Source organism: Caulobacter sp. 05L422 (assembly GCF_056397765.1).
In genome coordinates this window covers 82,277-107,016 of the sequence record NZ_JBFTOB010000018.1, presented here as the reverse complement: position 1 = coordinate 107,016, position 24,740 = coordinate 82,277, and the positions used below count along the sequence as shown (strand labels likewise).

Here is a 24,740-nt window from a genome sequence, read left to right as displayed (position 1 = left end):
GGGCCTTGGTTACACGAAGCCGACGCGCGGCGCGAGACGCCCCGCAAAGCCTTATGCGCCTTCCTGTCCGATGATCGCCACCGAGCAGACGTTGCTGGCCGGCGCGCCGCCCAGATTGTGGGTCATGCCGAACACCGGGTCCTTCAGCTGCCGCTCGCCCGCCCGCCCCTGGAGCTGCAGGTACATCTCGTAGAGCATGCGCAGGCCCGACGCCCCGATCGGGTGGCCGAAGCACTTCAGCCCGCCGTCGATCTGGCACGGCAGGCCGCCGTCGGCGTCGTAGAAGCCGTCCAGCACGTCGCGCCAGCCCTGCCCCTCGGGCGAGATGAACAGGTCCTCCATGGTCACCAGCTCGGTGATCGAGAAGCAGTCGTGCACCTCCATCATCGAGATCTGCTCGCGCGGCCGCTCGATGCCGGCCTCGCGATAGGCTTTGCCGGCGGCGATGCGGGCGGTGTGGAAGTAGCTGCCGTCCCAGCCGTTGTACTGGCTCTCGTAGCCGTTCGAGACCGACAGCTGCAGCGCCTTGACCATGGTCAGGTTCTTCTTGCCCATCGCCCGAGCGATCTCGGGCGTGGTGACGATGGCGGCGGCCGCGCCGTCCGACACGCCGCAGCAATCGAACAGGCCCAGGGGCTCGGCGATCATCGGGGCGTTCAGCACCTGCTCCTCGGTGACGGCCTTGCGCAGGTGGGCCTTCGGGTTTTTTACGCCGTTGGCGTGGCTCTTGACCGAGACGTGGGCGATGGCCCGCTTCAGGTCCTCGCGCGAGACGCCGTGCTTGGCGCGGTAGGCGCTGGCCAGTTGGGCGAAGTTGCCGGGCGCCGAGCCGTTGGGGATGATCTGCGGCATCAGGGTGCCGGGATTGCCGACCGGCAGGCCGCCATAGCCGGTGTCCTTCAGCTTCTCCACGCCCACCGCGATGGCGATGTCGGCCGCCCCCGCCGCCACGGCGTAGACCGCGCCCCGGAAAGCCTCCGAGCCCGACGCGCAGAAGTTCTCCACCCGGGTGACGGCGATGTTGGGAAGGCGCAGGGCGATCGACAGCGGCGTGCCGCCCTTGCCCGTACCCAGTTCGTCGACATGGGTCGAGAACCAGGCCGCGTCCAGCTGGCTGGGCTCGATGCCGGCGTCGGCCATGGCCTCGACATAGGCCTCGACCATCAGGTCGTCGGGACCGGCGTCCCAGCGCTCGCCGAACTTGCTGCAGCCCATCCCCAGGATGGCGACCTTGTCGCGGATGCCCTTGGCCATGGTCGCTCTCCCTATTCCGCCGCCAGGGCGGTGTTCTTGGCCATGGCCGCGCGGTCCGGCGCGGCCTTCCAGAAGTAGCGGGTGAAGCCGCGCTTCTCGTCGACGTCCTTGATGCGGAACACCATCTTGACCGGCAGGCCGCTGTCGACCTCGCCCTGCTCGACGTCGGTGATGTCCATCATGATCCGCCCGCCGCCCTCGAAGACGATCATGCCGTAGTGGTTGGGCGGGCTCATCGAGAAGGTCAGGTAGTCGGCCGAGTAGCTCAGCACCGAGGCCTTGCGTTCGGCGAAGCGGTACGGCTCCTGGGTGTCGACGCCGGGATTGTTAGGGGCCACCGAGATGCGGGTGCGGGGGAACTGGACCACGCCGGTCTCGCGGCAGCGACCGCCGACCAGGCCCAGGATCATGTCCTGGTTGCGGTAGAGGGTGGTCAGGGCGGTCTTGTTGTCCTTCTCGGCCCGCATGCCCTTGTCCCATTCGACCAGGCCGTTGAAGGTGAGGAACTTCAGATAGTTGTCCTCGACTTTTCGATCGACCAGAGACCCGGTGACGCCACGCGCCGGGCGGGCGTTTTCGACGTCGTCGCCCACGCGGAACACCAACGCCTCGGCGCCCTGGCCGAACTGGGCGACCAGGATGACGTCGCCGGGCCTGGCCTGCTCCAGGGCGTGGGCCAGCATCAGCGGGCCGTGGGCGCAGCCGGCCTCGCCCAGGGTCAGGGCCAGGTTGTCGCGCACCGCCTCGGGGGCGATCCCGACCGTCTTGGCCAGGCTGGCGGCCATGCCGGCGAAGGTCGACGGAAAGCTGAAATGCGTGACGTCTGAACCGCTTAGGCCGGAATTCTCCAACGCCTGGCGGATGGCCGGCGGGACCAGCTTGACAATGCCCTCGTCACGGATCCAGCGCTCCTCCCAGCCGTAGTCGAAGTCGCTGTCGGCCCCGCGGAAATGGTCGACGAAGTCGTCGGTGATGCTGCCTCGGCCCAGGAACTGCGCCGCCCCGCCATCGGCCGTGACCACGAAGGCCGCCGCGCCGTCGCCGTTGTCCAGTTCCTGGCTGGACGCCGCGCGAGCCCGCCGGTGCTCGCCGGCCGCCACCAGGGCGCGCCCGGCCGCACCGCCCTGCACCGCCGCCAGGGCTTGGCCCAGGGCGGTCAGGCCGCAACGCCGCGAGCCGGTGATGTCCGCCGAGGCGACGGCCTTCTCCAGGGTCAGCGCGGCGGCGACGATGCCCGCGTTCTGACGATCGACGAACGGCGCCGTGGTCGAGGCGAAATAGAGGGCGTCGACGGCGGAACGGTCGTCGTCCGGCCCCAGGGCGTCGCGGGCCGCCTCGACAGCCATGGTCAGGGCGTCTTCGTCCCAGTTGGCCATCGACCGCTCGCCCTTGGCCTTGGCCCGCAGGTTCGGCGCGACCCAGGCGTTGGCCTCGGTGACCGCCTTGCGGCTGAGGCGAAGGCGCGGCGCATAGGCGCCCCAGGCGGCGATGCCGACCATGTTCCACTCCCGATCTGCGCCTGTCCCGGCGAGTTATCGGCGATCAGCTTACGCTCGCGGAAAGGGTCGGCAAGTGTGACCTGACGTCAGCGGTACGGGTCGTCGGTGTTCAGGAAGCCCGCCACGTAGTCCTCGACGCCGTCCTCCAGCGAGGTCATCGGCGCGTTGTAGCCGGCGGCGCGCAGGCGGCTCATGTCGGCCTGGGTGAAGTACTGGTACTTGCCGCGCAGCACTTCGGGCATGTCGGAATAGTCGATGTCGGGCTCGCGGCCGACGGCGCGGAACGTCGCCTCGGCCAGGGCCTTGAACGAGCGGGCCTTGCCCGAACCCAGGTTGTAGACGCCGTTGACGTGCGGGCTCTTGGCCAGCCAGGCGACCACGTCGGCCACGTCGCGCACATAGACGAAGTCGCGCAGCTGGCCGCCGTCCTCGTAGTCGGGGTGGTGCGACTTGAACAGCCGCACGCCCTCGCCCGCCGCGACGTTGGGCCAGATCTGGCAGACCACCGACTTCATGCCGCCCTTGTGGTCCTCGTTCGGGCCGTAGACGTTGAAGAACTTCAGCCCCACCCACTGGGTCGGGGCGTGGCCGCGGGCGGCTTCGCGCACGGCGTAGATGTCGAACAGCGCCTTGGACCAGCCGTAGGCGTTCAGCGGCCGCAGGGCCTTGAGGCTTTCCAGGTCGTCCTTGCCGTCGAAACCCTGCTGGCCGTCGCCATAGGTGGCCGCCGACGAGGCGTAGATCAGCCGACGCTTGTGCAGGGCGCACCACCGCCACAGGTCGCGCGACAGCACGAAGTTGGATTCCACGATCAGATCGGCGTCCGGCTCGGTGGTCGACGAGATCGCCCCCATGTGGATGACCAGCTCGACCTCGTCGCCACGCTCGGCCAGCCACTCGAACAGGTCCTCGGGCGGCACGAAGTCGGCGATCGGCGACTTGGCGAGGTTCTTCCACTTGTTCTCGGCGGCCTCGCCCAGCCAGTCGCAGACCACGACGTCGAGGCTGTCGTCCTCGCACAGCTTGGCCACGATGTTGGAGCCGATGAAGCCGGCGCCGCCGGTGACGAGGATGACGCGTCTGGACATGTCAGGCGTTATGGCACAGGGGGCGGCGGGAGCAAGGCGTCGGAGTGAACGTGCGGATCGATCGGGACGGCCCTGTCATCGTCTGGCTGCGCAACGACCTGCGCCTGGCCGACAACCCCGCCCTCGCCGCCGCGGCGGCCACCGGGCGGCCGGTGATCCCGCTGTACATCCTGGACCAGACGTCCGGTGTCCGCCCGATGGGTGCGGCGTCGCTGTGGTGGCTCGACAAGTCGCTGACCGCCCTCGCCGCTTCGTTGAAAGCGATCGGCTCGCGGCTGATCCTGCGGCGCGGCGCGGCGCGCGAGGTTCTGGAGGACGTCGTCGCCCACGCCGGGCCCGCCGCCGTGGTCTGGAACCGGCTCTACGACGCCGCCGCCATCGACCGTGACAGCGCCATCAAGGCCTGGCTGAAGGACGAAGGGATCGCCTGCGAGAGCTTCAACGCTGGCCTGCTGAACGAGCCCTGGACGGTCAAGAACGGCTCGGGCCAACCCTACAAGGTCTTCACGCCCTACTGGCGCGCGGCCCGTGACGAGCTGCATCACGTCCACGCCGAGCCAGCGCCCAAAAGCCTGACCGCACCGGAGCACTGGCCGCGCACTGAGGCGCTGGAAAGCTGGAACCTGCATCCGAGCAAGCCCGACTGGTCCGGAGGCTTCGATCTCTGGACACCAGGAGAGACCGGCGCCCGCGAGCGGCTGGACGACTTCCTATCCGGACCGGTCGAGGACTATGACCGCCGGCGCGACCTGCCGGGCGTCGAAGCCACCTCGCGCCTGTCGCCGCACCTGCACTTCGGCGAGATCGGCCCCCGCCAGGTCTGGGTCGCCGCCCGCAACGCCGCCGAGGCCGGCGACGCGCCCGCCGGCCAGGTCGAAAAGTTCCTGTCCGAAATCGGCTGGCGGGAGTTCAATCACTCGATCCTGTTCCACAATCCCGACCTGCCCAGAGCGAACTTCCGGCCCGAATTCGACGGTTTTCCGTGGATGCGCGACGACGCGGCCTTCGAGGCCTGGAGCCGGGGCCAGACCGGCTATCCGATCGTCGACGCGGGGATGCGCGAGCTGTGGGCGACCGGCTTCATGCACAACCGCGTGCGGATGATCGTCGCCTCGTTCCTGGTCAAGCACCTGCTGGTCGACTGGCGAGCGGGCGAGGCCTGGTTCTGGGACACGCTAGTCGACGCCGATCTGGCCAACAATGTCGGCAACTGGCAGTGGGTGGCGGGCAGCGGAGCCGACGCGGCGCCCTATTTCCGGATCTTCAACCCGATCGCCCAGGGCCAGAAGTTCGATCCGGCCGGCGTCTATGTCCGCCGCTGGGTTCCCGAGCTGGCGAACCTGCCCGACGCCCTGATCCACGAGCCGTGGAAAGCTTCAGCGCAACTAACCACCGCCGCCAAGCGTATCTACGGAGAACCGATCGTGGGGCATGCGGCGGCGCGCGAACGCGCGCTCGAGGCCTATCGCGGCCTCAGGGGAGAATAGACCTTCCACGCGCCTAGGTAGCAGCCCCATTTACAGTTCGGTTCCGAGAGTTCTTACTTTGGTTCTCAAGTTAGGGATGGGACCGCGTCGATGACCGATATCCTGCCTTCGACCTGGCCGGCCACGGCCCGCGATCCGGAACTGCGTCGCGCTCCGGCCGCCTTCCGCACCGCCCTCCGCGTCGCCGTGGAGAACTGGGCGGTGGGAAACCTGACCTTCGTCCTGCCGTCGGGAAAGCCGCTGCGCATCGTCGGCAAGACGGCGGGTCCGGACGCGGTGATCCGAATCCACGACTACCGGTTCATCCGACGGGCCCTGGCCTCGGGCGACATCGGCTTCGCCGAGGGCTACATGGCCGGCGAATGGGACACCCCCGACCTGTCGGTGGTGCTGGAGGCCTTTTCACGCAACTTCGACCGGCTGACGGCCCTGGTGCGCGGCAATCCGCTGATGCAGGCGGTCAATAGCCTCTACCACATGCTTCACCGCAACGACCGGCAGGGCTCCAAGAAGAACATCCACGCCCACTACGACCTGGGCAACGCCTTCTATTCACGCTGGCTCGACCCCAGCATGACCTATTCCTCGGCCCTGTACGAAGCCCCCAGCCAACCGCTGGACCAGGCCCAACACGCCAAGTACGCGGCCCTGGCCAGGTCGATCGACCTCAAGCCCGGCCAGCATGTGCTGGAGATCGGCTGCGGCTGGGGCGGCTTCGCCGAGTTCGCGGCCAAGGAGGTCGGCGCCAAGGTGACCGGCGTCACCATCTCCCAGGCCCAGCACGACTTCGCCCGGCAGCGCCTGTTCGACCAGGGCCTGGCCGAGAAGGCCGAGATTCGGCTGATCGACTACCGCGACGTCCAGGGCAAGTTCGACAGCGTCGCCTCGATCGAGATGTTCGAGGCCGTGGGCGAGGAGTACTGGCCGACCTATTTCGGCAAGATCCGCGAGGTGCTGTCGCCCGGCGGCCGGGCCGGCCTGCAGATCATCACCATCCGCGACGAGCTGTTCGCCCGCTATCGCAGCCACACCGACTTCATCCAGCGATACGTCTTCCCGGGCGGCATGCTGCCCAGCGAGGCTCGCCTGAAGCAGGAAACCGACGCCGCCGGCCTGGCCTGGACCGACGTCAACCGCTTCGGCCAGAACTACGCCGACACCTTGGCCGAATGGGCCGCGCGGTTCGAGGCGGCCTGGGACGACATCAAGGGCCTGGGCTTCGACGAGCGGTTCCGCCGGCTGTGGCGGTTCTATCTCAGCTACTGCGAAGCCGGCTTCCGCACCGAACGCACCAACGTGATCCAGCTGGGGCTTTCCCGGGTTTAACCGCGCGCTGCCCTGGAAAACGGAAGCGGGCGTCCCGACCTTCGATGTGCGTAAGCTGCACGACTGCGTAACCGAGGTCGGCCCGATGAACCTCTACACCCTGGTCCTGGATTTCCACGGCGGCACCTACATCACCCAGTTCGAGGCCGACGCGCCGACCGACGCGGTCGCCGCCTGGTGCAAGGAGCTGGAGGACGAACAGCTGCTGGGCGAAGCGTCGTTCCCCGTGGCAGAGGGCATCATGGTCGACGCCATCGAGAACCATCTGGTCGAGGTGGAAGGCCTGCACGGCGCCTGGTGCGCGGCGGCCACCGTGAACGGCAACCTGGCGCTGCTGAACGTGATCATCACCCAGCGGATCGACTAGAGCCCGCCTTCGCAAACCCTGAAACCGCGGGCGACGCCTTCAGGAAAACTGGCCTTGCTTACGGGCCGCGCATCACGATCTACCATGCCGACCTCCCGACCGGCCGGACTGAAGAGATGACCGTGAAGACCAGCGTTCTGGACGCTATCGGCGACACGCCGCTGATCCGCCTCAACCGCGCCAGCGACGCCACCGGCTGCGAGATTCTCGGCAAGGCCGAGTTCATGAACCCCGGCCAGTCGGTCAAGGACCGCGCGGCCCTGGCCATCATCCGCGACGCCGAAGCGCGAGGCCTGCTGCGTCCTGGCGGCCGGATCGTCGAAGGTACGGCCGGCAACACCGGCATCGGCCTGGCCATGGTCGCCTCGGCCCTGGGCTACAAGACCACCATCGTCATCCCGCGCACCCAGAGCCAGGAAAAGAAGGACGCCATCCGCCTGCTCGGCGCCGAGCTGGTCGAGGTGGACGCCGTCCCCTACTCCAACCCCGACAACTATGTGCGCTATTCCGGCCGGCTGGCCGAGGAACTGGCTAAGACGGAACCCAACGGCGCGATCTGGGCCAACCAGTTCGACAACGTCGCCAACCGCCAGGCCCACTTCGACACCACCGGGCCGGAGATCTTCGAGCAGACCAACGGCAAGGTGGACGGCTTCATCTGCGCGGTGGGCTCCGGCGGCACCCTGGCCGGCGTCGCGGCAGCCCTGCGCGCCCGTAAGCCCGACGTGAAGATCGGCCTGGCCGACCCCGGCGGCGCGTCGCTCTACAGCTGGTACGCCGAGGGCGAGCTGAAATCGGAAGGGACCTCGATCAGCGAGGGCATCGGCCAGGGTCGCGTGACCGCCAATCTCGAGGGCCTGACCGTCGACTACCCCTTCCGGGTCAGCGACGAGGAGATGCTGGAGCAGGTCTTCGCCCTGGTGCAGCACGAGGGCCTCTGCCTGGGCGGCTCGACCGGGATCAACGTGGCCGGGGCGGTGCGCATGGCCAAGGCCATGGGTCCTGGCCACACCATCGTGACCATCCTGTGCGACCACGGCTCGCGCTATCAGAGCAAGCTGTTCAACCCCGCCTTCCTGGCCGAGAAGGGCCTGCCGACCCCGCCCTGGATGTAAGGCCAAGCTCGGAATACGGGCGTCGCCCGATTTACCGACCTAGAAGTTGCAGAATTCAACCGCCCGGTGCAGGATCGACGGAAGTCGAACCGGGAGGGCCTGATGGCTTGGAAGGGTATTGTCGGCAAGAGCTTCACGCCCGAGGCTTTCGAAACCTATTGCGAAGCTCTGGCGTGGTCGGCGTGGCGGCCGAAGTTCATCGCGCTTCACAACACCGGCGTGCCCAATCTGGCCCAGAGGCCGGACGGCTTCACCCCGAAACACATCGCCAATCTCGAGGCCTATTATCGCGATCAGCAGAAATGGAGCGCGGGGCCGCATCTGTTCGTCGACGACAAGCAGATCTGGGTCTTCACGCCGCTGACGGTGTCCGGTGTCCATTCGCCGAGCTGGAACACCATCGCCCTGGGCCTTGAGATGCTGGGCGACTACGAGAAGGATCCATTCGACAGCGGTCGCGGCGCGCTGGTCCGCGACAACGCCGTGGCGGCCATGGCCACCCTGTCGGCCGTGCTGGGCCTGGATCCGACCACGATGCGCCTGCACCGCGAGGACCCGGCCACCACCCACGCCTGCCCGGGCAAGAACGTCAAGAAGCTCGACGTCATCCAGCGCGTGCAGGAGAAGATGGTCGAGGAGGCCCGCGAGCATTCCCTTAGCGAGGCGCATCCCTGACCGCTTGCCCCTCGCCGCCGATCGCGTGATCTTGCCCGCCTTCTCGAAGGGGCGAGTCAGACCCCGAAAGGCTTTCGCATGACCCCTGCCGATCCGCTCGTCTCCACCGCCTGGCTGGCCGACCACCTCCACGCGCCCGACGTCCGCATCGTCGACGGGTCGTGGCACATGCCGGCCGCCAAGCGCGATCCGAAGGCCGAATACGACCTGGCCCACATCCCCGGCGCGGTGTTCTTCGACATCGACGAGATCTCGGACGAGAACTCGGACCTGCCGCACATGCTGCCCTCGCCGATCAAATTCGCCTCGCGGGTCAAGAAGCTGGGCCTGGGCGACGGCTCGCGGATCGTGGTCTACGACACCAGCGGCATCCTGCCCGCCGCCCGCGTCTGGTGGGAGTTCCGCGCCATGGGCCACGAGGACGTGGTGGTGCTGGACGGCGGCCTGCCCAAGTGGATCGCCGAGGGCCGCCCGGTCGAGGACCTGGCCGTCACCCCACAGGAGCGCCACTTCACCCCGCGCTTCCAGGCCGACATCGTCCGCTCGATCGACCAGATGAAGCGCAACCTGGAGACCGGTCGCGAGCAGGTGATCGACGCCCGCGCCGCCGGCCGGTTCGAGGGCCGAGACCCCGAACCCCGCGCCGGCCTGCGCGGCGGCCATATCCCCGGCTCGCGCAACATCCCGCTGTCGGCCCTGCTGGCCCCTGACGGGACCATGCTGCCGGCCGACAAGCTGCCCGCCGTGTTCGAAGCCGCCGGAGTCGACATCGCCAAGCCGATCGCCACCACCTGCGGCTCGGGCATCACCGCCGCCGTGGTCTCCCTGGCCTTGGCCCGGCTCGGCAAGCCCCGGGCCGCGGTCTACGACGGCTCGTGGACGGAATGGGGCGGCCGCGAGGATGTGCCGGTGGCGACGGGCGAGGCCTGATCACACCCACTTGCCCCCACCTAGCGACTTCGTCGCCTGTCCGCCCCCATAGGGGGCGGAGGACGCCCTACGCGACGCGCCTCTTCCCCCTCTGGGGGAAGACGACCGCGAAGCGGTCCGTAGGGGGCAAGTATTCGCCGCATTGAACCTCCCAACCAGCATCTCTCCCCGCCGCTTGGGATTTCCTGCCTTGAACCGGCTCGCCCCCGCGCCCTAAACCACAAGGGTCAGCAGCCCACCGAGTCCGCCCATGCCCCTGGATGAAGAAACCCGCCTGGTCCGCAGCGGCGCCCCGCCCAAGGGCGGCACGGTGCTGGCCCGAACGGTCAATCCGCCGGTCCAGCGCGGCTCGACGGTGCTGATGCCCAACGCCGCCTCGTTGTATGATGAAAGTCAGCTGACCTACGGCATCACGGGCCTGTCCTCGCCGGCCAACCTGCAGCTGGCCCTGGCCGAACTGGAGGGCTCGCCGGACGTCACGCTGTATCCCTCGGGTCTGGCGGCGATCACCGGCGTCATGCTGGCCCTGCTGAAGGCCGGCGACGAGATCCTGGTCGTCGACAGCGCCTACAAGCCCACCCGCCGGTTCTGCGACCGCGTGCTGACCCGGTTCGGCGTCAAGACCACCTATTACGACCCCGCCTTGTCGCCCGACGCCCTGATGGCCCTGTGCACGCCGGCCACCCGGATGATCCTGCTGGAGGCCCCCGGCTCCCTGACCTTCGAGATGCAGGACATCCCGGCCATCGCCGCCGCCGCCAACGCGCGCGGCGTGTTGACCCTGATCGACAACACCTGGGCGGCCAGCTTCTACTTCAAGCCCCTGGCCCACGGGGTGACCATCAGCGTCCAGGCCCTGACCAAATATGTCGGCGGACACTCGGACGTGTTCATGGGCAGCGCCGCCACCGCCGACAACGTGATCGGCAACCAGCTGGGCGACGCGATGTGGGACATCGGCTGGTCGGTGTCGCCCGACGACGCCTACACCGTGCTGCGCGGCCTGCGCACCCTGGCCACCCGCCTGCCCGCCCACGAAGCCGCCGGCCTGAAGATCGCCCGCTGGCTGCAGGATCGGCCCGAGGTGGCCCGCGTGCTGCATCCGGCCCTGGAAGGCGATCCGGGCCACGCCCTGTGGAAGCGCGACTTCACCGGCGCCTGCGGCCTGTTCGGCGTGGTGCTGAAGCCCGCCTCGCAGAAGGCCGTCCACGCCTTCCTCGACGCGCTCGACCTGTTCGGCCTGGGCTTCTCGTGGGGCGGCTACGAAAGCCTGGCCATCCACTGCGATCCGCAGCTGAAGAACCGCTCGATCCCGGTGAGCCTGGAAGGCCCGCTGCTGCGCCTGCACGTCGGGCTGGAGAGCACCGCCGACCTGATCGCCGACCTGGAGCGCGGCTTCGCGGCGTTGGCCCAGGAACGCGGCGGCTAAATCGAACCGCGACGGCGCGGTCGCGAGGGTCTAGACAACCGCCTCGTTCGAAAGGCCTCTCAATGACCGTCCACATCGCCCTGCTGCGCGGCGTCAACGCCGCCGGAAACCGCCAGGTGACGGCGGACGAACTGACCACCCTGCTGACCGAACTGGGCCACGCGGACGTCCAGGCGGGCCCCAAGCCCGGCGACCTGCTGTTCACCAGCGGCGAGCAGACCGGCGCCGAGCTGCAGACCCAGATCGAGACCGCGCTGATGGACCGCTTCTCGCTGCGCACCGACGTCTATGTGCGCACGGCCGACGCCTGGCGCGCCATGGTCGCCGCCAATCCGTTCTCCGAGTTCGCTGCCCAAGACCCCGGCTGGCTGATGGTCCTGTTCTGCAAGGACACCCCCGACAAGAAGGCCATGGGCGCCCTGCGCGCCGCGATCCGGGGGACCGAGCAGGCGCGGGCCGAGAGCCGTCAGATCTATGCGACCTATCCCGACGGGATCGGCGGCTCGAAACTGACCAACAGCCTCGTGGAAAAGACGCTTGGGACGCGGATCACCGGCCGGAACTGGACCACGGTGCTCGCGCTGGAGGCCATGCTCGGCGACTGAGGCGTCTACCGTCAGGCCGGGCGCCGGAGCATCGGCGTCTGGTGCGCCAGCAGCGGCGCGAGCGGCGTTCCGGCCTTGACCGTCTGGGCCCAGGGCGCGCCGCCGGCGCTCCACCCCGTATTGATGTCGTACGACACCGTCACGGCGGTCTGCTGGCCCATGTCGACCAGCAGGCTTTGCGACATGGCGTGCTCGATCGCCGTCCCCGGGGCCATGCCCTGGGTGTTGAAGGTCAGCAGGAACTGGTCCAGCGGCGCCATGATGGACTCGCCCAGACCATACAGCGGCGCGGCGAAGACCGGCGTGGGTTGCGGAACACCATCGCGGTCGGCCAAGCCGGTGGTGAAGGGCTGGGTCGTACCGTTGACCAGGGTCACGGCGCCGGCCTTTCCAGCCGAGGTGACGACGATCACGAAGTTCTCGCCCAGCGTGGCCGTCTGACCCAACTGCACCGGCGCCGAGGTCGACTGGACCACGGTCACGCCGCCGGCGATCTGGGTGTCCGACATGTAGGCCGCGTACTGGATGCCGAGGTCGATCGTCATGTTGTTGGCGAACGCGGTCGAGGCCTGCCAGATCAGCGGCCTGCTGCCGGCGCTGGTCGTGCTGACCCCCCTCATCGCATAGAAGGCGTAGCCCAGGCCCTGCAGCGCCCGGATCGTATCGTTCGATAGGGCGATGGTGATCTGTTGAACCGGCATGGCGTCCCCCCAAGGCGACGCGTCGGCCCGCTGCGCCAGCCGTTCCGGATCGCTCCCGCCAGGATGAATGGCTTTCCTGGCGTCCGCAACCAAAAGAGGAGTTCAAGCAAAATACGCCATATATGAGCCAGGCCTGATAATCGGGGTCACGCCACCCCATATCTCGTGACTGGCCGTCGAGAGCGAGCCGCCCCGAGGCGGTCGATCGACCTGGACGTGGCCAACTTCGAGACATCGAAACCCATGAATTGGCTCTTCGAGCTGTCGGCGGCCTGCGTGCTTGTGGCCCTGGCCCTTCCATTCGCCTGGAAACTGCTCCCGCCCAAGCTGATGCTCCGGCCTATCCGCGTCCGCGCCCGGGCGCCGCTCCCGCCGATCGATCACGACTCCTTGGCCTGACCGCCGTCTCGAACGCCCGCCGCATTACATATCGTTTACATTCATAATCGCTGATTGACGCCAACGTTTACGTCGGTAATCGTTGCAGGGAACAAGAGAGGTTCCCATGCGGATCAGCACCGCCGAGAGCGAGATCATGAAGGCGTTGTGGGCCAGGAGTCCCATGACCGCCGAGGACATCGCCATCGCCCTGGCCGACGACCAGAACTGGGCCGAGGGCACCGTCAAGGCGCTGCTCAATCGCCTGCTAAAGAAGAACGCCATCGCCGCCGACAAGGACGGTCGGCGTTTCCTCTACCGGCCGCTGGTGGCCCAGGGCGACTATGTCCATTCCGAGAGCAAGGGTCTGTTGGACCGCCTGTTCGACGGCCGTCTGGCCCCGCTGGTCAGCCACTTCTCGCAGCGCGAGCGCCTGAGCGACGAGGACGTCGCCGAGCTGCGCCGCATCCTGAAGGCGCATGACGATGGCCAGTGACCTGCTGGCCCTGCTGATCCGCGCCAACCTGGCGATCGGCGCCGCCGTGATCCTGGCGCTGCTGCTGCGCCGTCCGGTACGGCGCCTGTTCGGGGCTCGCGCCGCCTACGCCCTGTGGCTGATCGCCCCGCTGGCGACGCTGGCGGTGCTGCTGCCCGCGCGGACGGTGACCGTTCCAGCCCCTGCCCCTTTCGTGCCCGTCGCCTCGACAGCCCCGCCGGCGACCATCGCTCTGCCCGCGCCGCCGGCGGCCGCCTCGCCTGGCCCGGCTTCGCGACCATCGACGCCGACGCTGGATCTCGATGGTCCGCTGCTCGCCATCTGGGGGCTGGTCGCCCTTCTGGCGCTGATCGTCCAGGCCGAGCGCCAGCGGCGCTTCGTCAAGTCGCTGGGCCGCCTGCGCGATGACGACGGCGTGTTCCATTCGGAGCGCGGCGGCGTCGGCCCGGCGGTGATCGGCGCCCTGGCGCCCAGGGTCGTGCTGCCCGCCGACTTCGCCGTGCGCTTCACCCGCGAGGAGCAGGCCCTGATCCTGGCCCACGAGCGCAACCACCTGTCGACCGGCGACGCCCAGATCAACGCCCTGACCACGGCGCTGCAGTGTCTGTGCTGGTTCAACCCCCTGGTCCACCTGGGCGCCAACCGGTTGCGCGTCGACCAGGAGATTGCCTGCGACGCCGCCGTCCTGACCCGCTTCCCGGTCGCGCGCCAGGCCTATGGCGAGGCGATGCTGAAGACGCAACTGGCGCCCCACGCGCCGCCGCTCGGCTGCCACTGGCCGGCCTCGGCCAACAAGCAACTCAAGGAGAGGTTCGTCATGCTCAAGCAGCACCGCCAGGGCCGCGCCCGTCGTCTGATCGGCGGCGGCGCCGTCGCCGCCCTGTCGCTGGGCGTCGCCTTCGCCGTCTGGGCCGCCCAGCCCGTGCGCGAAGTCCGCGCCTCGCCCAAGGTCTCCCGCCACGACGCCGCCACCTATCGGGCAAGCCCGCTGTACAAGGCCGTGCTAGACGGCGACGCGGCCAAGGCCCGCGAACTGATCGCGGCCGGCGCCGAGGTCGACTTCGAGGCCAACGGCGACGGCACGCCGCTGATCGAAGCCACTCGGCAGGGCCGGGCCGACCTGGTCGACCTGCTGCTGGCCAACGGCGCCGATCCGAACCTGGCCATGCGCGGCGACGGTGCGCCCCTGATCGCCGCCGCCGACGCCGGTCGCGCCGACCTCGCCAAGGCCCTGGTCGAACAGGGCGCCTCGGTCGACGTCTTCGTGCCGGGCGACGGCACGCCGCTGATCAGCGCCATCCGCTCGGGCGACCTGGCCACGGTCCGCTACCTGGTGGACAAGGGCGCCAACGTGAACCAACCCGCGCCGGGCGACGGCTCGCCGCTGATCGAGGCCGTCCATTCGGGCCGGGCCGAGGTGGTCGACCTGTTGTTGGCCAAGGGCGCCGACGCCGGCCTGGCCGTACGCGGCGACGGCGACCCGCTGATCGCCGCGGCGGGCGCGGGACGGCTGGACCTGGTCAAGACCCTGGTCGAGCACGGAGCCTCGGTGGAGTCCTTCGTGCCCGGCGACGAGACCCCGCTGATCAACGCCGCCCAGTCCGGCGACCTGGAGACGGTCCGTTACCTGGTCGAGAAGGGCGCCGACGTGAACCGCGCCGTGCCCGCCCGGCCCGGCGGCACGCGCTCGCCCCTCGGCGAAGCGCTCAAGCATCGCCACGACGCGGTCGTCGACTACCTCAAGGCCAAGGGCGCGCGCGCCTAAACGGCGCGCCCAAATCCCCTTTAAAATCAGATCGGAAACACGATGGCTTTCATCGACGCCCGAACCTTGCCCGACGCCAGCCGGATCGAAGCCGACCTGGTGATCATCGGCGGCGGCCTGGCCGGCATCACGCTCGCCAAGGAACTGGCCGGCGGTCCGGTGAAGGTCGCCATCCTGGAGAGCGGCGGCCGCGAGATCGACATGGAGATCCAGGGCCTCTACGCCGGCACGGCCGTGGTCAGGGCGCCCGACAATCCCGACAAGCCGTTCGACGACTATCCGGTCCAGTCGCGGGCGCGGGTGCTGGGCGGTTCGGGCATGGTCTGGGGCGGCAAATGCGTGCCGCTGGATTCCGCCGACTTCGCCGCTCGGCCCTGGGTTCCCCACAGCGGTTGGCCGCTCACCCGCCGGCAGATGCAACCGTTCTACGACCGCGCCTGCGACCTGTTGGAAATCCCGCGCTTCGACGCCGACAACAGGTTCCTGAAAGACCCGGCTCGTCCGCCGCTGGCCCTGGATCCTCGGGACGGGTTCTTCTCGGCCCCGCGCGTGCTCACACGCTATTCCGGAGGAGCGGACAAGGACGCCTTCGATCGCTTCCGCACCGACTTCGCCGACGCCCCCAACATCACCGTTTATCTGCACGCCAATGTCACCCAGATCCGGCCAACGGCGAAAGGCGACAAGGTCGAGAGCCTGGACGTGGCCTGCCTCAACGGCAAGCGCCACACCGCGATCGGCAAGACCTATGTGCTGGCGGTCGGCGGCATMGAGAACGCGCGGCTGCTGCTGGCCTCCAACAGCGTGCGGCCCGAAGGGATCGGCAACCGCCACGACCTGGTCGGACGGTTCTTCCAAGGCCACGTGACCTATTCGCTGGACGGCGACTCCGAGACCGAGGGCACGGCGGTCCACATCTCCGGCCAGGCGTCGATGAGCCTCTATTCGACCCTGCGTCGCACCGCCCCCCAATGCGTGGTGGCCGCGGGCCTGCCCGCCCAGGCGCGGATGGGAACCGGCAACTTCACCGCCACCTTCAACACGATCACCCAGACGGAAACCGACACGCCGCCCGAGGCCGAGACCAAGGCGATGCGCCGGGTCGCGACCCGGGTCGACGGAAACAGCCAGGGCGAGAGCCAGCTCTTCGGCTTCTTCGGCATGTCCGAGCACTTGCCCAATCCCGACAGCCGGGTGACCTTGAATTCGTCGGCCAAGGACTCGCTGGGCCTGCCGCGCATCCACCTGGAATGGCGCTACGGCAAGGCCGACTGGGACAACCTGGAGCGCTCGGCGGCCGGGTTCGGCGACGCCCTGGGCGCATCCGGCCAGGGTCGCGTCTGCTGGCCGGTCAAGCGCGGTCAGTTGCTGGAGATCTCCAGGGCCTCGCGCCACCATATGGGCGCGACGCGGATGAGCGCGGACCCGACCCAGGGCGTGGTCGATCCGGACCTGAGAGTGCACGAGATCGCCAACCTCTATGTCGCCGGCAGCTCGGTGTTCCCGACCTCTGGCATCGCCAATCCGACCCTGACGATCCTGGCCCTGGTCATGCGCCTGGCCGACCACCTGAAGCTGGACATGGGAGTTCGCCGATGACCGCCGCCGTGCTGGCACGCCGCGACCTCCTGGCCGCCCTGCTCGCCGCCACCGCCCTGCCCGGCCTGGCCTACGCCGCGCCCGACGCCCCGCTGTTCGGCGACCTCGACCGCGCCGCCGCCGCGCGGATCGGCAAGGCCTGGCTGGCCGGGCGTCCGGAGAGCGAACGGGCCGCCCTGGCCAAGCGCCTGTTCCCAAACGGCCGAGGTCCGGACGCCCTGCCCGCCCTGCGCCGCCAGGTTTCCAATGACTTCCGACGTGGCGCGGTGTTCGTGCATCGGGGTTGGCGGCTGTCGGAGACGGAGGGCGCGCTGTTCGGGCTGCTGGCCTCCGAGGGAAGCGCCTAGGCGGCTGCCGCCTTCGGCAACCTCAACAGCATCCAAGCCAGCCCGACGCCGACCACGCCGATCACCGACGTTCCGTAGGCCGCGCCGGCCAGGAACCCGCTCCAGTCCAGCTCCAGCTTGGCGAAATAGCGGGCCAGCAGCAGCGAGACGCTGCCGATATAGCCGCAGGAATCGGCGACATAGATCAGGAACCCCGCCGTGCCGACCTGCCCTGTCGCGGCGATCAGGCGATCGAACAGCATGCCGTTGAACGGGGTGTAGGCCATGTAGATCCCCGCCCCGATCGCGATCATCCAGGCCACGGAGCCCAGCAGTCCCACCTGCCGCCCCAGGGTCGCCAGGCCCACGACGGCGAAGCCCAGGGCCACGAAGGCGAAGTTGAAGCCGACCGCCCGGCGGTTGTCGCGCACAAGGCTCAGCACGCCCAAGCCGACCAGCACGATCGCCGCCACCGGGATCTCCGACAGCGAGAAGATCCCCGCGGCGTTCTTGAAGCCCAGCTCGGCCCAAATCTCGGCGGCGAAGTTGTCGCGGAAGTCGCGCAGGGCGGTCAGCAGCACGTAGACGAGCACCAGCAGCACCAAGGCCGGCGCGTGGGCGGCGAACATGGCGGCGCGGGCCTTGGCGTCCATCGGCGCGCGGCGCACCCGGGCGGCCTCGTCGGCCGGCGACGGCGGCGGCAGCTGGGTCAGGGCCGCCACGGCCAGCAACAGCAGCGGGGTGAACATCAGCCCGGTCAGGGCCGGCATCCAGCGCTCGTCGACGCCCTGCAGCAGCAGGCTCTTGCCCACCGACTTCACCACGCCCGAAGCGACGATGAAGCTGGCGCACAGCATCGCGCCCAGCACTTCCGACAGCCGCCGTCCCTCGACGAAGCCGAACACCAGACCCCAGATCATGCCCAGGCACAGGCCGTTGACGAACAGGGCCAGCGGGCCGACGACCGCAGGACCCAGGCTCAGGCCCAGCAGCGACAGCTCGGCCCCGCCGATCAGGGCCAGGATCGCCAGCCAGCGCCGCTCGGGCCGCATCTCGGAGATCACCTTGATCCCGACGATCTTCGACACCGCGTAGCCGGCGACCTGGGCGATCACCAGGGCCACCTTGAAGTCGATGGCGAACGGCCAGCCGGCCATGACCTCGTAGGTCGCCGCCGTGAACGGCTTGCGATAGGCGAACATCGAGAAATAGGCCGCGAAAGCCGCCAGCCCGCCGTACAGGGCGAAGGCCCAGGGCGGCGCGTTGGTCAGGGCGCGGGCGATGGGCCCCTGAGTCGGTGTCGGGTTCGGCATGCCCCATGGGCGGACCGAAAGGGGAGATCCGTCAAGACCGTCCGTCGCACGGCAGGGGACATGCCCTTGCGCGTGTCCCCTTCTGGCTCATGAATGCTGATGGGGACACGCCCAAGGGCATGTCCCCGGCGCCGCTAGGCCGTCAGCGCGACGGGCGCTTCCTCCGCCGCCGCGCCCTGCGCCTGGGCCGCCACCTCGCCGACCACGATGACCACCGGGCCGCCGTTGCTGTCCAGTCGGTCGCCCAGGGTCTCCAGCGTGCCGTGATAGATCCTGGCGTTCGCCCCGCCGGCCTGCTCGACCGCCACGGCCGGGGTGCTCGGCGCGCGGCCGGCGGCGATCATCCGCTCGCACAGGGCCTGGGCCACCTCGCCGCCCATATAGACCGCCAGGGTCGCCTCGGGATCGCCGGCTGCGCTCCAGTCGCCGCTCAACGCGCCGGCTTCCAGCCGCGCCGTGGTGAACACCACCCGCCGGGCCTCGCCGCGATGGGTCAGGGGGAAGCCGAACTGGGCGGCGGCCGCGCAGGCGGCGGTGACGCCGGGCACCACCTCGACCGACACGCCGTGCTCGCGCAGGAAGGCCGACTCCTCGCCCACCCGACCGAACACCGACGGATCGCCGCCCTTCAGCCGCACCACCCGCAGCCCCTTGCGCGCCAGGCGCAGCATCAGGCGGTTGATCTCGTCCTGATGCATGCTGGGCTTGCCGGCCCGCTTGCCGGTCTGGATGCGCACGCAGCCGGGCGGAGCCAGGGCGATCGCCTCCTCGCTGATCAGGGCATCGTAGAGCAGCGCCTGGGCGCTCTCGACGGCTCGAACGGCCCGCAGGGTCATCAGGTCGACCGGACCGGGGCCGGCGCCGACGAGCAGGACTTGGGCATCAGACATGGGCGGGCTCCTTGGCGGGAACAGCGGCGGAAGCGGCGATCATCCGGGCGATCTCGGGACGGCAGGACCCGCAGTTGGTCCCCGCCCCCGTTGCGGCGCCCACCGCGTCGGGGCTGGCGGCTCCAGCGGCGATGGCGGCCTGCACGATCTTGGCGCCGACCTTCAGGCAGGCGCAGACCAGCGGCCCCTTGTCGACCGGCGCGCCGGGCGGGCGACCGAACAGCAGGGCCGAGCGGGCCTCCTGGCTCAGCGCCGGCTCGGCGAACAGCTCGGCCAGCCAGTCACGCGACGGCAGGCGGCCGGTCAGGGTGACGTACAGCACCGCGACCAGCCGGCCGTCCTGCAGCCAGGCGTCGCGGCGGGCGCCGGTGGCGGCGTCCTCATAGGTCACGAGTTCACCGGTCAGGCCCTTTGACAGAGCCTTGCGCAAGGCGGCGCGCTCGACGTCGTCGCCCCGGCCGGCGAACTCGTGTTGCTGGCAGGCGTCTTGGGGAATACGCCGCCAGACGAGGTCCAGCCCCGTGGGGGGGGCGAGGCTGTCCCGCGTGAGGAAGAAACCCTTCCAGGTCTCGCGATAGACGCGGATCCGGGCGGGGGTGTGCTTGAACTCCGGCTGGCCCGACGTGGGATCCAGATTGGGCGCGATCAGCGGGTTAGACTTTCCCGACGGCGCGAAGGCGTCGGTCCAGTGCATGGGCATGAACACGCTGCCAAGCCGCTGGCGGTCGGTGACCTTGGCCAGGGCGACCGCCTCGCCGCGCGCGGTGATCACCCGGGTCAGGGCGCCGTCCTTGACGCCCAGGGCCTCGGCGTCGGCGGGGTGGACCTCGACGAACGGCTCGGGCGCGTGGCGGCACAGGTCGGGGGCCAGGCCCGTGCGGGTCATGGTGTGCCACTGGTCGCGGATGCGGCCGGTGTTCAGCGACATCGGATAGGCCGCGTCGACCGCGTCGGCGGGTCCCTTGGGCCGGGTCGGGACCATGCGGGCGCGGCCGTCGGGGGTCTGGAAGCAGCCGTTCTCGAACAGGCGCGCCGTCCCCTGCCCGTCCGATTTCACCGGCCACTGGATCGGTGAAAGTCCGGCGTAAGCCTCTGGCGTCAAAGCGGAAAGGCCCGACAGGTTCAGGAGACGCCCGGTTTCATTGGCGGTGTTCTCATAGGCCGTCAGGCGGGCCCATTCGCGGAACACGCTGGCCTGCGAAGCCCAGCCGAAGCCGTCGAAGCCCATGGCCTTGGCGACATCGGCGATGATCCGCCAGTCGGCGCGGGTCTGGCCGGGCGCGGGGAACAGGGCCCGCTGGCGCGAGATCCGGCGCTCGGAATTGGTGACTGTGCCGTCCTTCTCGCCCCAGGCCAGGGCCGGCAGCTTGACGTCGGCGAAGGCGGTGGTGTCGGTCTCCACGCAGTCGGACACCACCACGAACGGGCAGCGGTCCAGGGCTTCGCGCACGCGGCCGGCGTCGGGCAGGCTGACGGCCGGATTTGTGGCCATCACCCAGACCGCCTTGATCTTGCCGGCGTGGATGGCCTCGAACATGTCGATGGCCTTCAGGCCCGGCGCGCGGGCGGTGTCGGGCGCACCCCAGAAGCGGGCCACGCGGTCGCGGTCGGCCGGGGCGAAGTCCATGTGCCCGGCCAGGGTGTTGGCCATGCCGCCGGTCTCGCGCCCGCCCATGGCGTTGGGCTGGCCGGTGATCGAGAACGGACAGGCGCCCGGCTTGCCGATCCGCCCGGTGGCCAGATGGGCGTTCAGGATCGACAGCCCCTTGGCGGTGCCCTGGGCCGACTGGTTGGCGCCCATCGAGAACAGGCTGACCGTGCGCTCGTGGGCGGCGAACAGGTCGTAGAAGGTCAGCAAATCCGCCACCGGCACGCCGCAGTCGGCGGCAACGGCGGCGGGCGATTGGTCCAGTTCCGCCAGGGCGGCCTCGACGTCGGCGAAGCCGTTTACGTGGGCGGCGATGTAGTCGCGGTCGACGGCCTCGATGCGGATCAGGTGGGCCAGCAGACCGTTCCACAGCCGCACGTCGCTCTGCGGGGCGATGGCCAGGTGCAGGTCGGCGCCCTCGGCGGTGTCGGTGCGACGCGGGTCGATGACCACGTGCTTCTGACCGCGCGCCTTGGCCGCCTCCATCCGCCGGAACAGCACCGGATGGGTCCAGGCGGCGTTGTGGCCGCTGAACACCACCAGGTCGGCCAGGTCCAGGTCCTCGTAGCAGCCCGGCACTAGGTCGGCGCCGAACGCCTGCTTGTGGGCCGCCACGGCCGACGCCATGCAGAGCCGGCTGTTGGTGTCGATGTTGCCCGAGCCGATGAAGCCCTTCATCAGCTTGTTGGCGACGTAATAGTCCTCGGTCAGCAGTTGGCCCGAGACGTAGAAGGCCACGCTGTCGGGACCATGCTTGGCGATGGTGTCCTTGAAGCGCTTGGCCACCAGGGCCGTGGCGTCGGACCAGTTGGCGGACTTGCCGTTGATCGTCGGCTCCAGCAGCCGGCCCTGCAGCCCCACCGTAGCCCCCAGCGCCGTGCCTTTCGAGCACAAGCGGCCGAGGTTCGCCGGGTGAGCCGTGTCACCGGCCACCGACAGGGTCCGGTCCTGCGACGGCGCTTGGCCGACCGCGCCCGACACGCCGCAGCCCACCCCGCAATAAGGGCAGGTCGTCTTGACGAGCGGGGCGGTCGAGCCGTCAGCCATGGGCGTCAAGGCTCAGCAGCAGGCGGCCGTCGCGAACCTCCAGCGGCACCACCGGCGTACAACCCTTGCCCTTGTCGGCGCCCATGGGCTCGCCGGAGGCCAGGTCGATAGACCAGTTGTGCAGCGGACAGGCCACGGCGCGGCCGTGGACGATGCCTTGGCTCAGCGGCCCGCCCTTGTGCGGACAGGCGTCCATCAGGGCGAACACCTCGCCGTCGCCGGTGCGGAAGATGGCGATGTCGCCGCGCGGGCTGGTCACCCGACGCGCGCCGCGGCGAGGAATGTCGGTCACCGCCCCGACATCCACCCAGACAGGAACTTTCACGTGCGCGTTCATGCGGGGACGAACTCCATCCGGCGGCTCATGGGGGTGAATTCCTCGGTGTGGCGCCCGGCCACGCGCTCGGCCCACGGGTCGATGCGGGCGAAGCGCTGCGAGAACACGAAGCGGTCGTAGAGGGCCTTGCGCTGGTCGGGATCGGTGACCTGGGCCTGGATGCTCTCCAGACCCACGCGCGCCATCCACTTGTAGACCCGCTCCAGGTACCAGCCTTCTTCGCGGTACAGCTGCATGGCCGCGGCGATCACCCACACGGCCTCGTCCTCGGAGGCGACGTGGGTCAGCACCTTGGTGCCCTGGATGTGCAGGCCCGCGGCGCCGCCGATGTGGATCTCGTAGCCGCTGTCGACGCAGACCACGCCGAAGTCCTTGCAGGTGGCCTCGGCGCAGTTGCGCGGGCAGCCCGACACCGCCAGCTTGACCTTGGCCGGCGCCCACGAGCCCCACAGGAACTTCTCCAGGCGGATGCCCAGGCCCGTGGAGTCCTGGGTGCCGAACCGGCACCAGTCGCTGCCGACGCAGGTTTTCACCGTGCGCAAACCCTTGGCGTAGGCGTGGCCGCTGACCATGCCGGCGGCGTTGAGGTCGGCCCAGACGGCCGGCAGGTCGTCCTTCTTGACGCCCAGCAGGTCGATGCGTTGGCCGCCCGTGACCTTCACGGCCGGGATGGCGAACTTGTCGGCGACGTCGGCGATGGCCCGCAGCTCGTCCGGCGTGGTCATGCCGCCCCACATGCGCGGGACGACCGAATAGGTGCCGTCCTTCTGGATGTTGGCGTGGACCCGCTCGTTGATGTAGCGCGACTGCTTGTCGTCGCGATATTCCGACGGCCAAGCGCACAGCAGGTAGTAGTTCAGGGCCGGACGGCACGACGAGCAGCCGTCGGGCGTGGTCCATTCCATGGCCTGCATGACGGCGGGCATCGACTTCAGCTCGTATTCGACGATGGCCTTGCGGACGTCGGAGTGCGGCTTGTGCGTGCATTTGCACATCGGCTTGGGGCCGGTCTGCTCCTTGAAGCCGTCGCCCAGGGTCAGCTTCAGCACCTGCTCGACCAGCGGCGTGCACGAGCCGCACGAGGCCGAGGCCTTGGTGACCGACTTCACGTCGTCCAGTGTCGTCAGGCCCTGGGTGGTGATGGCCGAGACGATCGAACCCTTGCAGACGCCGTTGCAGCCGCAGATTTCCTGCGTATCGGGCATGGCCGCAACGGCCGCGTTAGGGTCCAGGCCGGACAGACCTTCCGTGATGGCCTGGCCGAAGATCAGGGTCTCGCGGATGTCGGTGACCGAAGTCCCGGCCCGCATCAGGTCGAAGTACCAGTTGCCGTCGGCCGCGTCGCCGAACAGCACCGCCCCGGCCACCTTGCCGTCCTCGATGACCACGCGCTTGTAGACGCCGCGCCCGGCGTCGCGGAACACGATGTCCTCGCAGCCTTCACCGCCCGAGAACTTGCCGGCCGAGAACACGTCGACGCCCGAGACCTTCAGACGGGTCGACAGGACCGAGCCCTCGTAGGCGCCCTCCCCGTCGGTCATCGACTCGGCCAGCGAGCGGCACATGTCCCAGATGGGCGCGACCAGGCCGTAGCAGTTGCCCCGGTGTTCGGCGCATTCGCCCACGGCGAACACCGCCGGGTCGGAGGTGCGCATGGCGTCGTCGACGACCACGCCGCGATTGACCGCCAGGCCGGCGTTCCGGGCCAGGGCCGCGTTGGGCTTGATGCCCACGGCCATGACCAGCAGGTCGCACGGCAGGGTGCGGCCGTCCTTCAGCTTCAGACCGGTGACCTGGCCGTGCTCGCCGACGATCTCCTCGGAATGGGCGCCCATCACCGTTTCGACGCCACGTTCGGCCAGGGCCTCGCGCAGGAGGAAGCCGGCGCTCTCGTCCAGCTGGCGCTCCATCAGCACGTCCATCAGGTGGACGACCGTGGCGGCCATGCCCCGACGAGCCAGGCCGTAGGCGGCTTCCAGGCCCAGCAGGCCGCCGCCGATCACCACGGCGCGGGCGCCGGGCTTGCCGGAAGCGGCGACCATGGCCTCGACGTCGTCCAGGTCGCGGAAGGTGACCACGCCCTTCAGGTCGATGCCCTGCAGCGGCAGGCGGAACGGGTCGGAGCCCGTGGCCAAGATCAGCTTGTCGTAGGAAACCTCAAGCCCGCCCTCGGCGACCACCTTGCGGCCTTCCAGGTCGACCGCGGTGACGGCCCGACCCGCATGCAGGGTGATGGCGTTGTCGGCGTACCAGGCCTCGTCGTTGATCACGATGTCGGCGAAGGACTTCTCCCCCGCCAGCACCGGCGACAGCATGATGCGGTTGTAGTTCACCCGCGGCTCGGTCCCGAAGATGGCGATCTCGTAGCGGTCGGGATCGCGCTTGAGGACTTCCTCGACCGCCCGGCAACCGGCCATGCCGTTGCCGATGACGACCAGCTTTTCCTTGGTCATGGTTTTGCTCAC

At 69.3% G+C, this 24,740-nt stretch carries 22 protein-coding genes; 13 read left to right on the top strand and 9 right to left on the bottom strand.

Features of this window, described 5'->3' with window-relative positions; translation table 11 throughout:
* Window positions 1–51: 51 nt before the first annotated feature.
* The 3 genes from AC1DMQ_RS17555 to rfaD form a co-directional block, all read right to left on the bottom strand.
* Window positions 52–1,254 (bottom strand): acetyl-CoA acetyltransferase, encoded by a 1,203-nt coding sequence (locus tag AC1DMQ_RS17555; RefSeq protein ID WP_477034840.1) that lies wholly within the window; start codon window positions 1,252–1,254, stop codon window positions 52–54.
* An 11-nt stretch (window positions 1,255–1,265) separates the two neighbouring features.
* Complete coding sequence (locus tag AC1DMQ_RS17550) at window positions 1,266–2,753, bottom strand: hydroxymethylglutaryl-CoA synthase family protein (RefSeq protein WP_477034839.1); 1,488 nt, start codon at window positions 2,751–2,753, stop codon at window positions 1,266–1,268.
* Window positions 2,754–2,839: 86 nt separating this feature from the next.
* On the bottom strand, window positions 2,840–3,841 hold the full coding sequence (gene rfaD / locus AC1DMQ_RS17545; RefSeq protein ID WP_477034838.1) for an ADP-glyceromanno-heptose 6-epimerase: 1,002 nt from the start codon (window positions 3,839–3,841) through the stop codon (window positions 2,840–2,842).
* A gap of 50 nt (window positions 3,842–3,891) precedes the next feature.
* Here rfaD and AC1DMQ_RS17540 point away from each other — a divergent pair, with 50 nt between their 5' ends.
* The 8 genes from AC1DMQ_RS17540 (at window position 3,892) to AC1DMQ_RS17505 (ending at window position 11,775) form a co-directional block, all read left to right on the top strand.
* Complete coding sequence (locus tag AC1DMQ_RS17540) at window positions 3,892–5,328, top strand: cryptochrome/photolyase family protein (RefSeq protein WP_477034837.1); 1,437 nt, start codon at window positions 3,892–3,894, stop codon at window positions 5,326–5,328.
* 90 nt (window positions 5,329–5,418) lie between these two features.
* Window positions 5,419–6,654 (top strand): class I SAM-dependent methyltransferase, encoded by a 1,236-nt coding sequence (locus AC1DMQ_RS17535; protein WP_477034836.1) that lies wholly within the window; start codon window positions 5,419–5,421, stop codon window positions 6,652–6,654.
* Between the two features lie 46 nt (window positions 6,655–6,700).
* Window positions 6,701–7,021 carry a hypothetical protein gene (locus tag AC1DMQ_RS17530; protein ID WP_477034835.1) on the top strand — a complete coding sequence of 107 codons (321 nt, stop codon included), beginning with the start codon at window positions 6,701–6,703 and terminating at the stop codon, window positions 7,019–7,021.
* A gap of 116 nt (window positions 7,022–7,137) precedes the next feature.
* On the top strand, window positions 7,138–8,136 hold the full coding sequence (locus AC1DMQ_RS17525; RefSeq protein ID WP_477034834.1) for a cysteine synthase A: 999 nt from the start codon (window positions 7,138–7,140) through the stop codon (window positions 8,134–8,136).
* A gap of 102 nt (window positions 8,137–8,238) precedes the next feature.
* The gene (locus tag AC1DMQ_RS17520) at window positions 8,239–8,811 is read left to right on the top strand and encodes an N-acetylmuramoyl-L-alanine amidase (RefSeq protein WP_477034833.1); all 573 of its coding nucleotides are present in this window, start codon (window positions 8,239–8,241) and stop codon (window positions 8,809–8,811) included.
* Between the two features lie 78 nt (window positions 8,812–8,889).
* Window positions 8,890–9,741, top strand: coding sequence for a 3-mercaptopyruvate sulfurtransferase (sseA, locus tag AC1DMQ_RS17515; protein ID WP_477034832.1), 852 nt, complete (start codon window positions 8,890–8,892; stop codon window positions 9,739–9,741).
* A 256-nt stretch (window positions 9,742–9,997) separates the two neighbouring features.
* Complete coding sequence (metC, locus tag AC1DMQ_RS17510; protein WP_477034875.1) at window positions 9,998–11,170, top strand: cystathionine beta-lyase; 1,173 nt, start codon at window positions 9,998–10,000, stop codon at window positions 11,168–11,170.
* A 62-nt stretch (window positions 11,171–11,232) separates the two neighbouring features.
* A complete protein-coding gene (locus AC1DMQ_RS17505; RefSeq protein WP_477034831.1) occupies window positions 11,233–11,775 on the top strand; it encodes a DUF1697 domain-containing protein in 543 nt (180 codons plus the stop codon).
* A gap of 11 nt (window positions 11,776–11,786) precedes the next feature.
* Here the strand turns inward: AC1DMQ_RS17505 and AC1DMQ_RS17500 are convergent, their stop codons facing one another.
* Window positions 11,787–12,476 carry a hypothetical protein gene (locus tag AC1DMQ_RS17500; protein ID WP_477034830.1) on the bottom strand — a complete coding sequence of 230 codons (690 nt, stop codon included), beginning with the start codon at window positions 12,474–12,476 and terminating at the stop codon, window positions 11,787–11,789.
* Window positions 12,477–12,719: 243 nt separating this feature from the next.
* On the opposite strand from AC1DMQ_RS17500, the gene AC1DMQ_RS17495 reads away from it, so the two are divergent.
* The 5 genes from AC1DMQ_RS17495 to AC1DMQ_RS17475 all read left to right on the top strand — a co-directional run bounded on the left by AC1DMQ_RS17495 (window position 12,720) and on the right by AC1DMQ_RS17475 (window position 17,061).
* Window positions 12,720–12,875, top strand: a complete 156-nt coding sequence (locus AC1DMQ_RS17495) for a hypothetical protein (protein WP_477034829.1) — start codon at window positions 12,720–12,722, stop codon at window positions 12,873–12,875.
* A gap of 106 nt (window positions 12,876–12,981) precedes the next feature.
* On the top strand, window positions 12,982–13,350 hold the full coding sequence (locus AC1DMQ_RS17490; protein ID WP_477034828.1) for a BlaI/MecI/CopY family transcriptional regulator: 369 nt from the start codon (window positions 12,982–12,984) through the stop codon (window positions 13,348–13,350).
* Window positions 13,340–15,115, top strand: coding sequence for a M56 family metallopeptidase (locus tag AC1DMQ_RS17485; protein ID WP_477034827.1), 1,776 nt, complete (start codon window positions 13,340–13,342; stop codon window positions 15,113–15,115). The genes AC1DMQ_RS17490 and AC1DMQ_RS17485 overlap by 11 nt, the downstream gene beginning before the upstream one ends.
* Window positions 15,116–15,157: 42 nt before the next feature.
* Window positions 15,158–16,714, top strand: coding sequence for a GMC oxidoreductase (locus AC1DMQ_RS17480; RefSeq protein WP_477034826.1), 1,557 nt, complete (start codon window positions 15,158–15,160; stop codon window positions 16,712–16,714).
* Entirely contained in the window at window positions 16,711–17,061 is a 351-nt protein-coding gene (locus AC1DMQ_RS17475) for a hypothetical protein (RefSeq protein WP_477034825.1), read from the top strand. The genes AC1DMQ_RS17480 and AC1DMQ_RS17475 overlap by 4 nt, the downstream gene beginning before the upstream one ends.
* Here AC1DMQ_RS17475 and AC1DMQ_RS17470 read toward each other — a convergent pair.
* From AC1DMQ_RS17470 to nirB, 5 genes are all read right to left on the bottom strand, one after another.
* Window positions 17,058–18,353, bottom strand: coding sequence for a DUF5690 family protein (locus AC1DMQ_RS17470; RefSeq protein WP_477034824.1), 1,296 nt, complete (start codon window positions 18,351–18,353; stop codon window positions 17,058–17,060). The genes AC1DMQ_RS17475 and AC1DMQ_RS17470 overlap by 4 nt on opposite strands.
* Before the next feature lie 134 nt (window positions 18,354–18,487).
* Window positions 18,488–19,243 (bottom strand): uroporphyrinogen-III C-methyltransferase, encoded by a 756-nt coding sequence (gene cobA / locus AC1DMQ_RS17465; protein WP_477034823.1) that lies wholly within the window; start codon window positions 19,241–19,243, stop codon window positions 18,488–18,490.
* Window positions 19,236–21,938, bottom strand: coding sequence for a nitrate reductase (locus AC1DMQ_RS17460; protein ID WP_477034822.1), 2,703 nt, complete (start codon window positions 21,936–21,938; stop codon window positions 19,236–19,238). Before AC1DMQ_RS17460 ends, cobA begins: the two co-directional genes overlap by 8 nt.
* Complete coding sequence (gene nirD, locus AC1DMQ_RS17455) at window positions 21,931–22,275, bottom strand: nitrite reductase small subunit NirD (RefSeq protein WP_477034821.1); 345 nt, start codon at window positions 22,273–22,275, stop codon at window positions 21,931–21,933. Before nirD ends, AC1DMQ_RS17460 begins: the two co-directional genes overlap by 8 nt.
* Window positions 22,272–24,728 carry a nitrite reductase large subunit NirB gene (gene nirB, locus AC1DMQ_RS17450; RefSeq protein ID WP_477034820.1) on the bottom strand — a complete coding sequence of 819 codons (2,457 nt, stop codon included), beginning with the start codon at window positions 24,726–24,728 and terminating at the stop codon, window positions 22,272–22,274. The genes nirD and nirB overlap by 4 nt, the downstream gene beginning before the upstream one ends.
* Window positions 24,729–24,740: the final 12 nt, after the last annotated feature.

Coding starts and splice junctions, on each gene's coding strand:
- AC1DMQ_RS17460 (WP_477034822.1), bottom strand. CDS start 21,938: ATGGCTGACGGCTCGACCGCCCCGCTCGTCAAGACGACCTGCCCTTAT.
- AC1DMQ_RS17495 (WP_477034829.1), top strand. CDS start 12,720: ATGAATTGGCTCTTCGAGCTGTCGGCGGCCTGCGTGCTTGTGGCCCTG.
- AC1DMQ_RS17555 (WP_477034840.1), bottom strand. CDS start 1,254: ATGGCCAAGGGCATCCGCGACAAGGTCGCCATCCTGGGGATGGGCTGC.
- AC1DMQ_RS17500 (WP_477034830.1), bottom strand. CDS start 12,476: ATGCCGGTTCAACAGATCACCATCGCCCTATCGAACGATACGATCCGG.
- AC1DMQ_RS17470 (WP_477034824.1), bottom strand. CDS start 18,353: ATGCCGAACCCGACACCGACTCAGGGGCCCATCGCCCGCGCCCTGACC.
- nirD (WP_477034821.1), bottom strand. CDS start 22,275: ATGAACGCGCACGTGAAAGTTCCTGTCTGGGTGGATGTCGGGGCGGTG.
- AC1DMQ_RS17490 (WP_477034828.1), top strand. CDS start 12,982: ATGCGGATCAGCACCGCCGAGAGCGAGATCATGAAGGCGTTGTGGGCC.
- AC1DMQ_RS17525 (WP_477034834.1), top strand. CDS start 7,138: ATGACCGTGAAGACCAGCGTTCTGGACGCTATCGGCGACACGCCGCTG.
- AC1DMQ_RS17505 (WP_477034831.1), top strand. CDS start 11,233: ATGACCGTCCACATCGCCCTGCTGCGCGGCGTCAACGCCGCCGGAAAC.
- AC1DMQ_RS17475 (WP_477034825.1), top strand. CDS start 16,711: ATGACCGCCGCCGTGCTGGCACGCCGCGACCTCCTGGCCGCCCTGCTC.
- nirB (WP_477034820.1), bottom strand. CDS start 24,728: ATGACCAAGGAAAAGCTGGTCGTCATCGGCAACGGCATGGCCGGTTGC.
- sseA (WP_477034832.1), top strand. CDS start 8,890: ATGACCCCTGCCGATCCGCTCGTCTCCACCGCCTGGCTGGCCGACCAC.
- cobA (WP_477034823.1), bottom strand. CDS start 19,243: ATGTCTGATGCCCAAGTCCTGCTCGTCGGCGCCGGCCCCGGTCCGGTC.
- rfaD (WP_477034838.1), bottom strand. CDS start 3,841: ATGTCCAGACGCGTCATCCTCGTCACCGGCGGCGCCGGCTTCATCGGC.
- AC1DMQ_RS17520 (WP_477034833.1), top strand. CDS start 8,239: ATGGCTTGGAAGGGTATTGTCGGCAAGAGCTTCACGCCCGAGGCTTTC.
- AC1DMQ_RS17550 (WP_477034839.1), bottom strand. CDS start 2,753: ATGGTCGGCATCGCCGCCTGGGGCGCCTATGCGCCGCGCCTTCGCCTC.
- AC1DMQ_RS17485 (WP_477034827.1), top strand. CDS start 13,340: ATGGCCAGTGACCTGCTGGCCCTGCTGATCCGCGCCAACCTGGCGATC.
- AC1DMQ_RS17535 (WP_477034836.1), top strand. CDS start 5,419: ATGACCGATATCCTGCCTTCGACCTGGCCGGCCACGGCCCGCGATCCG.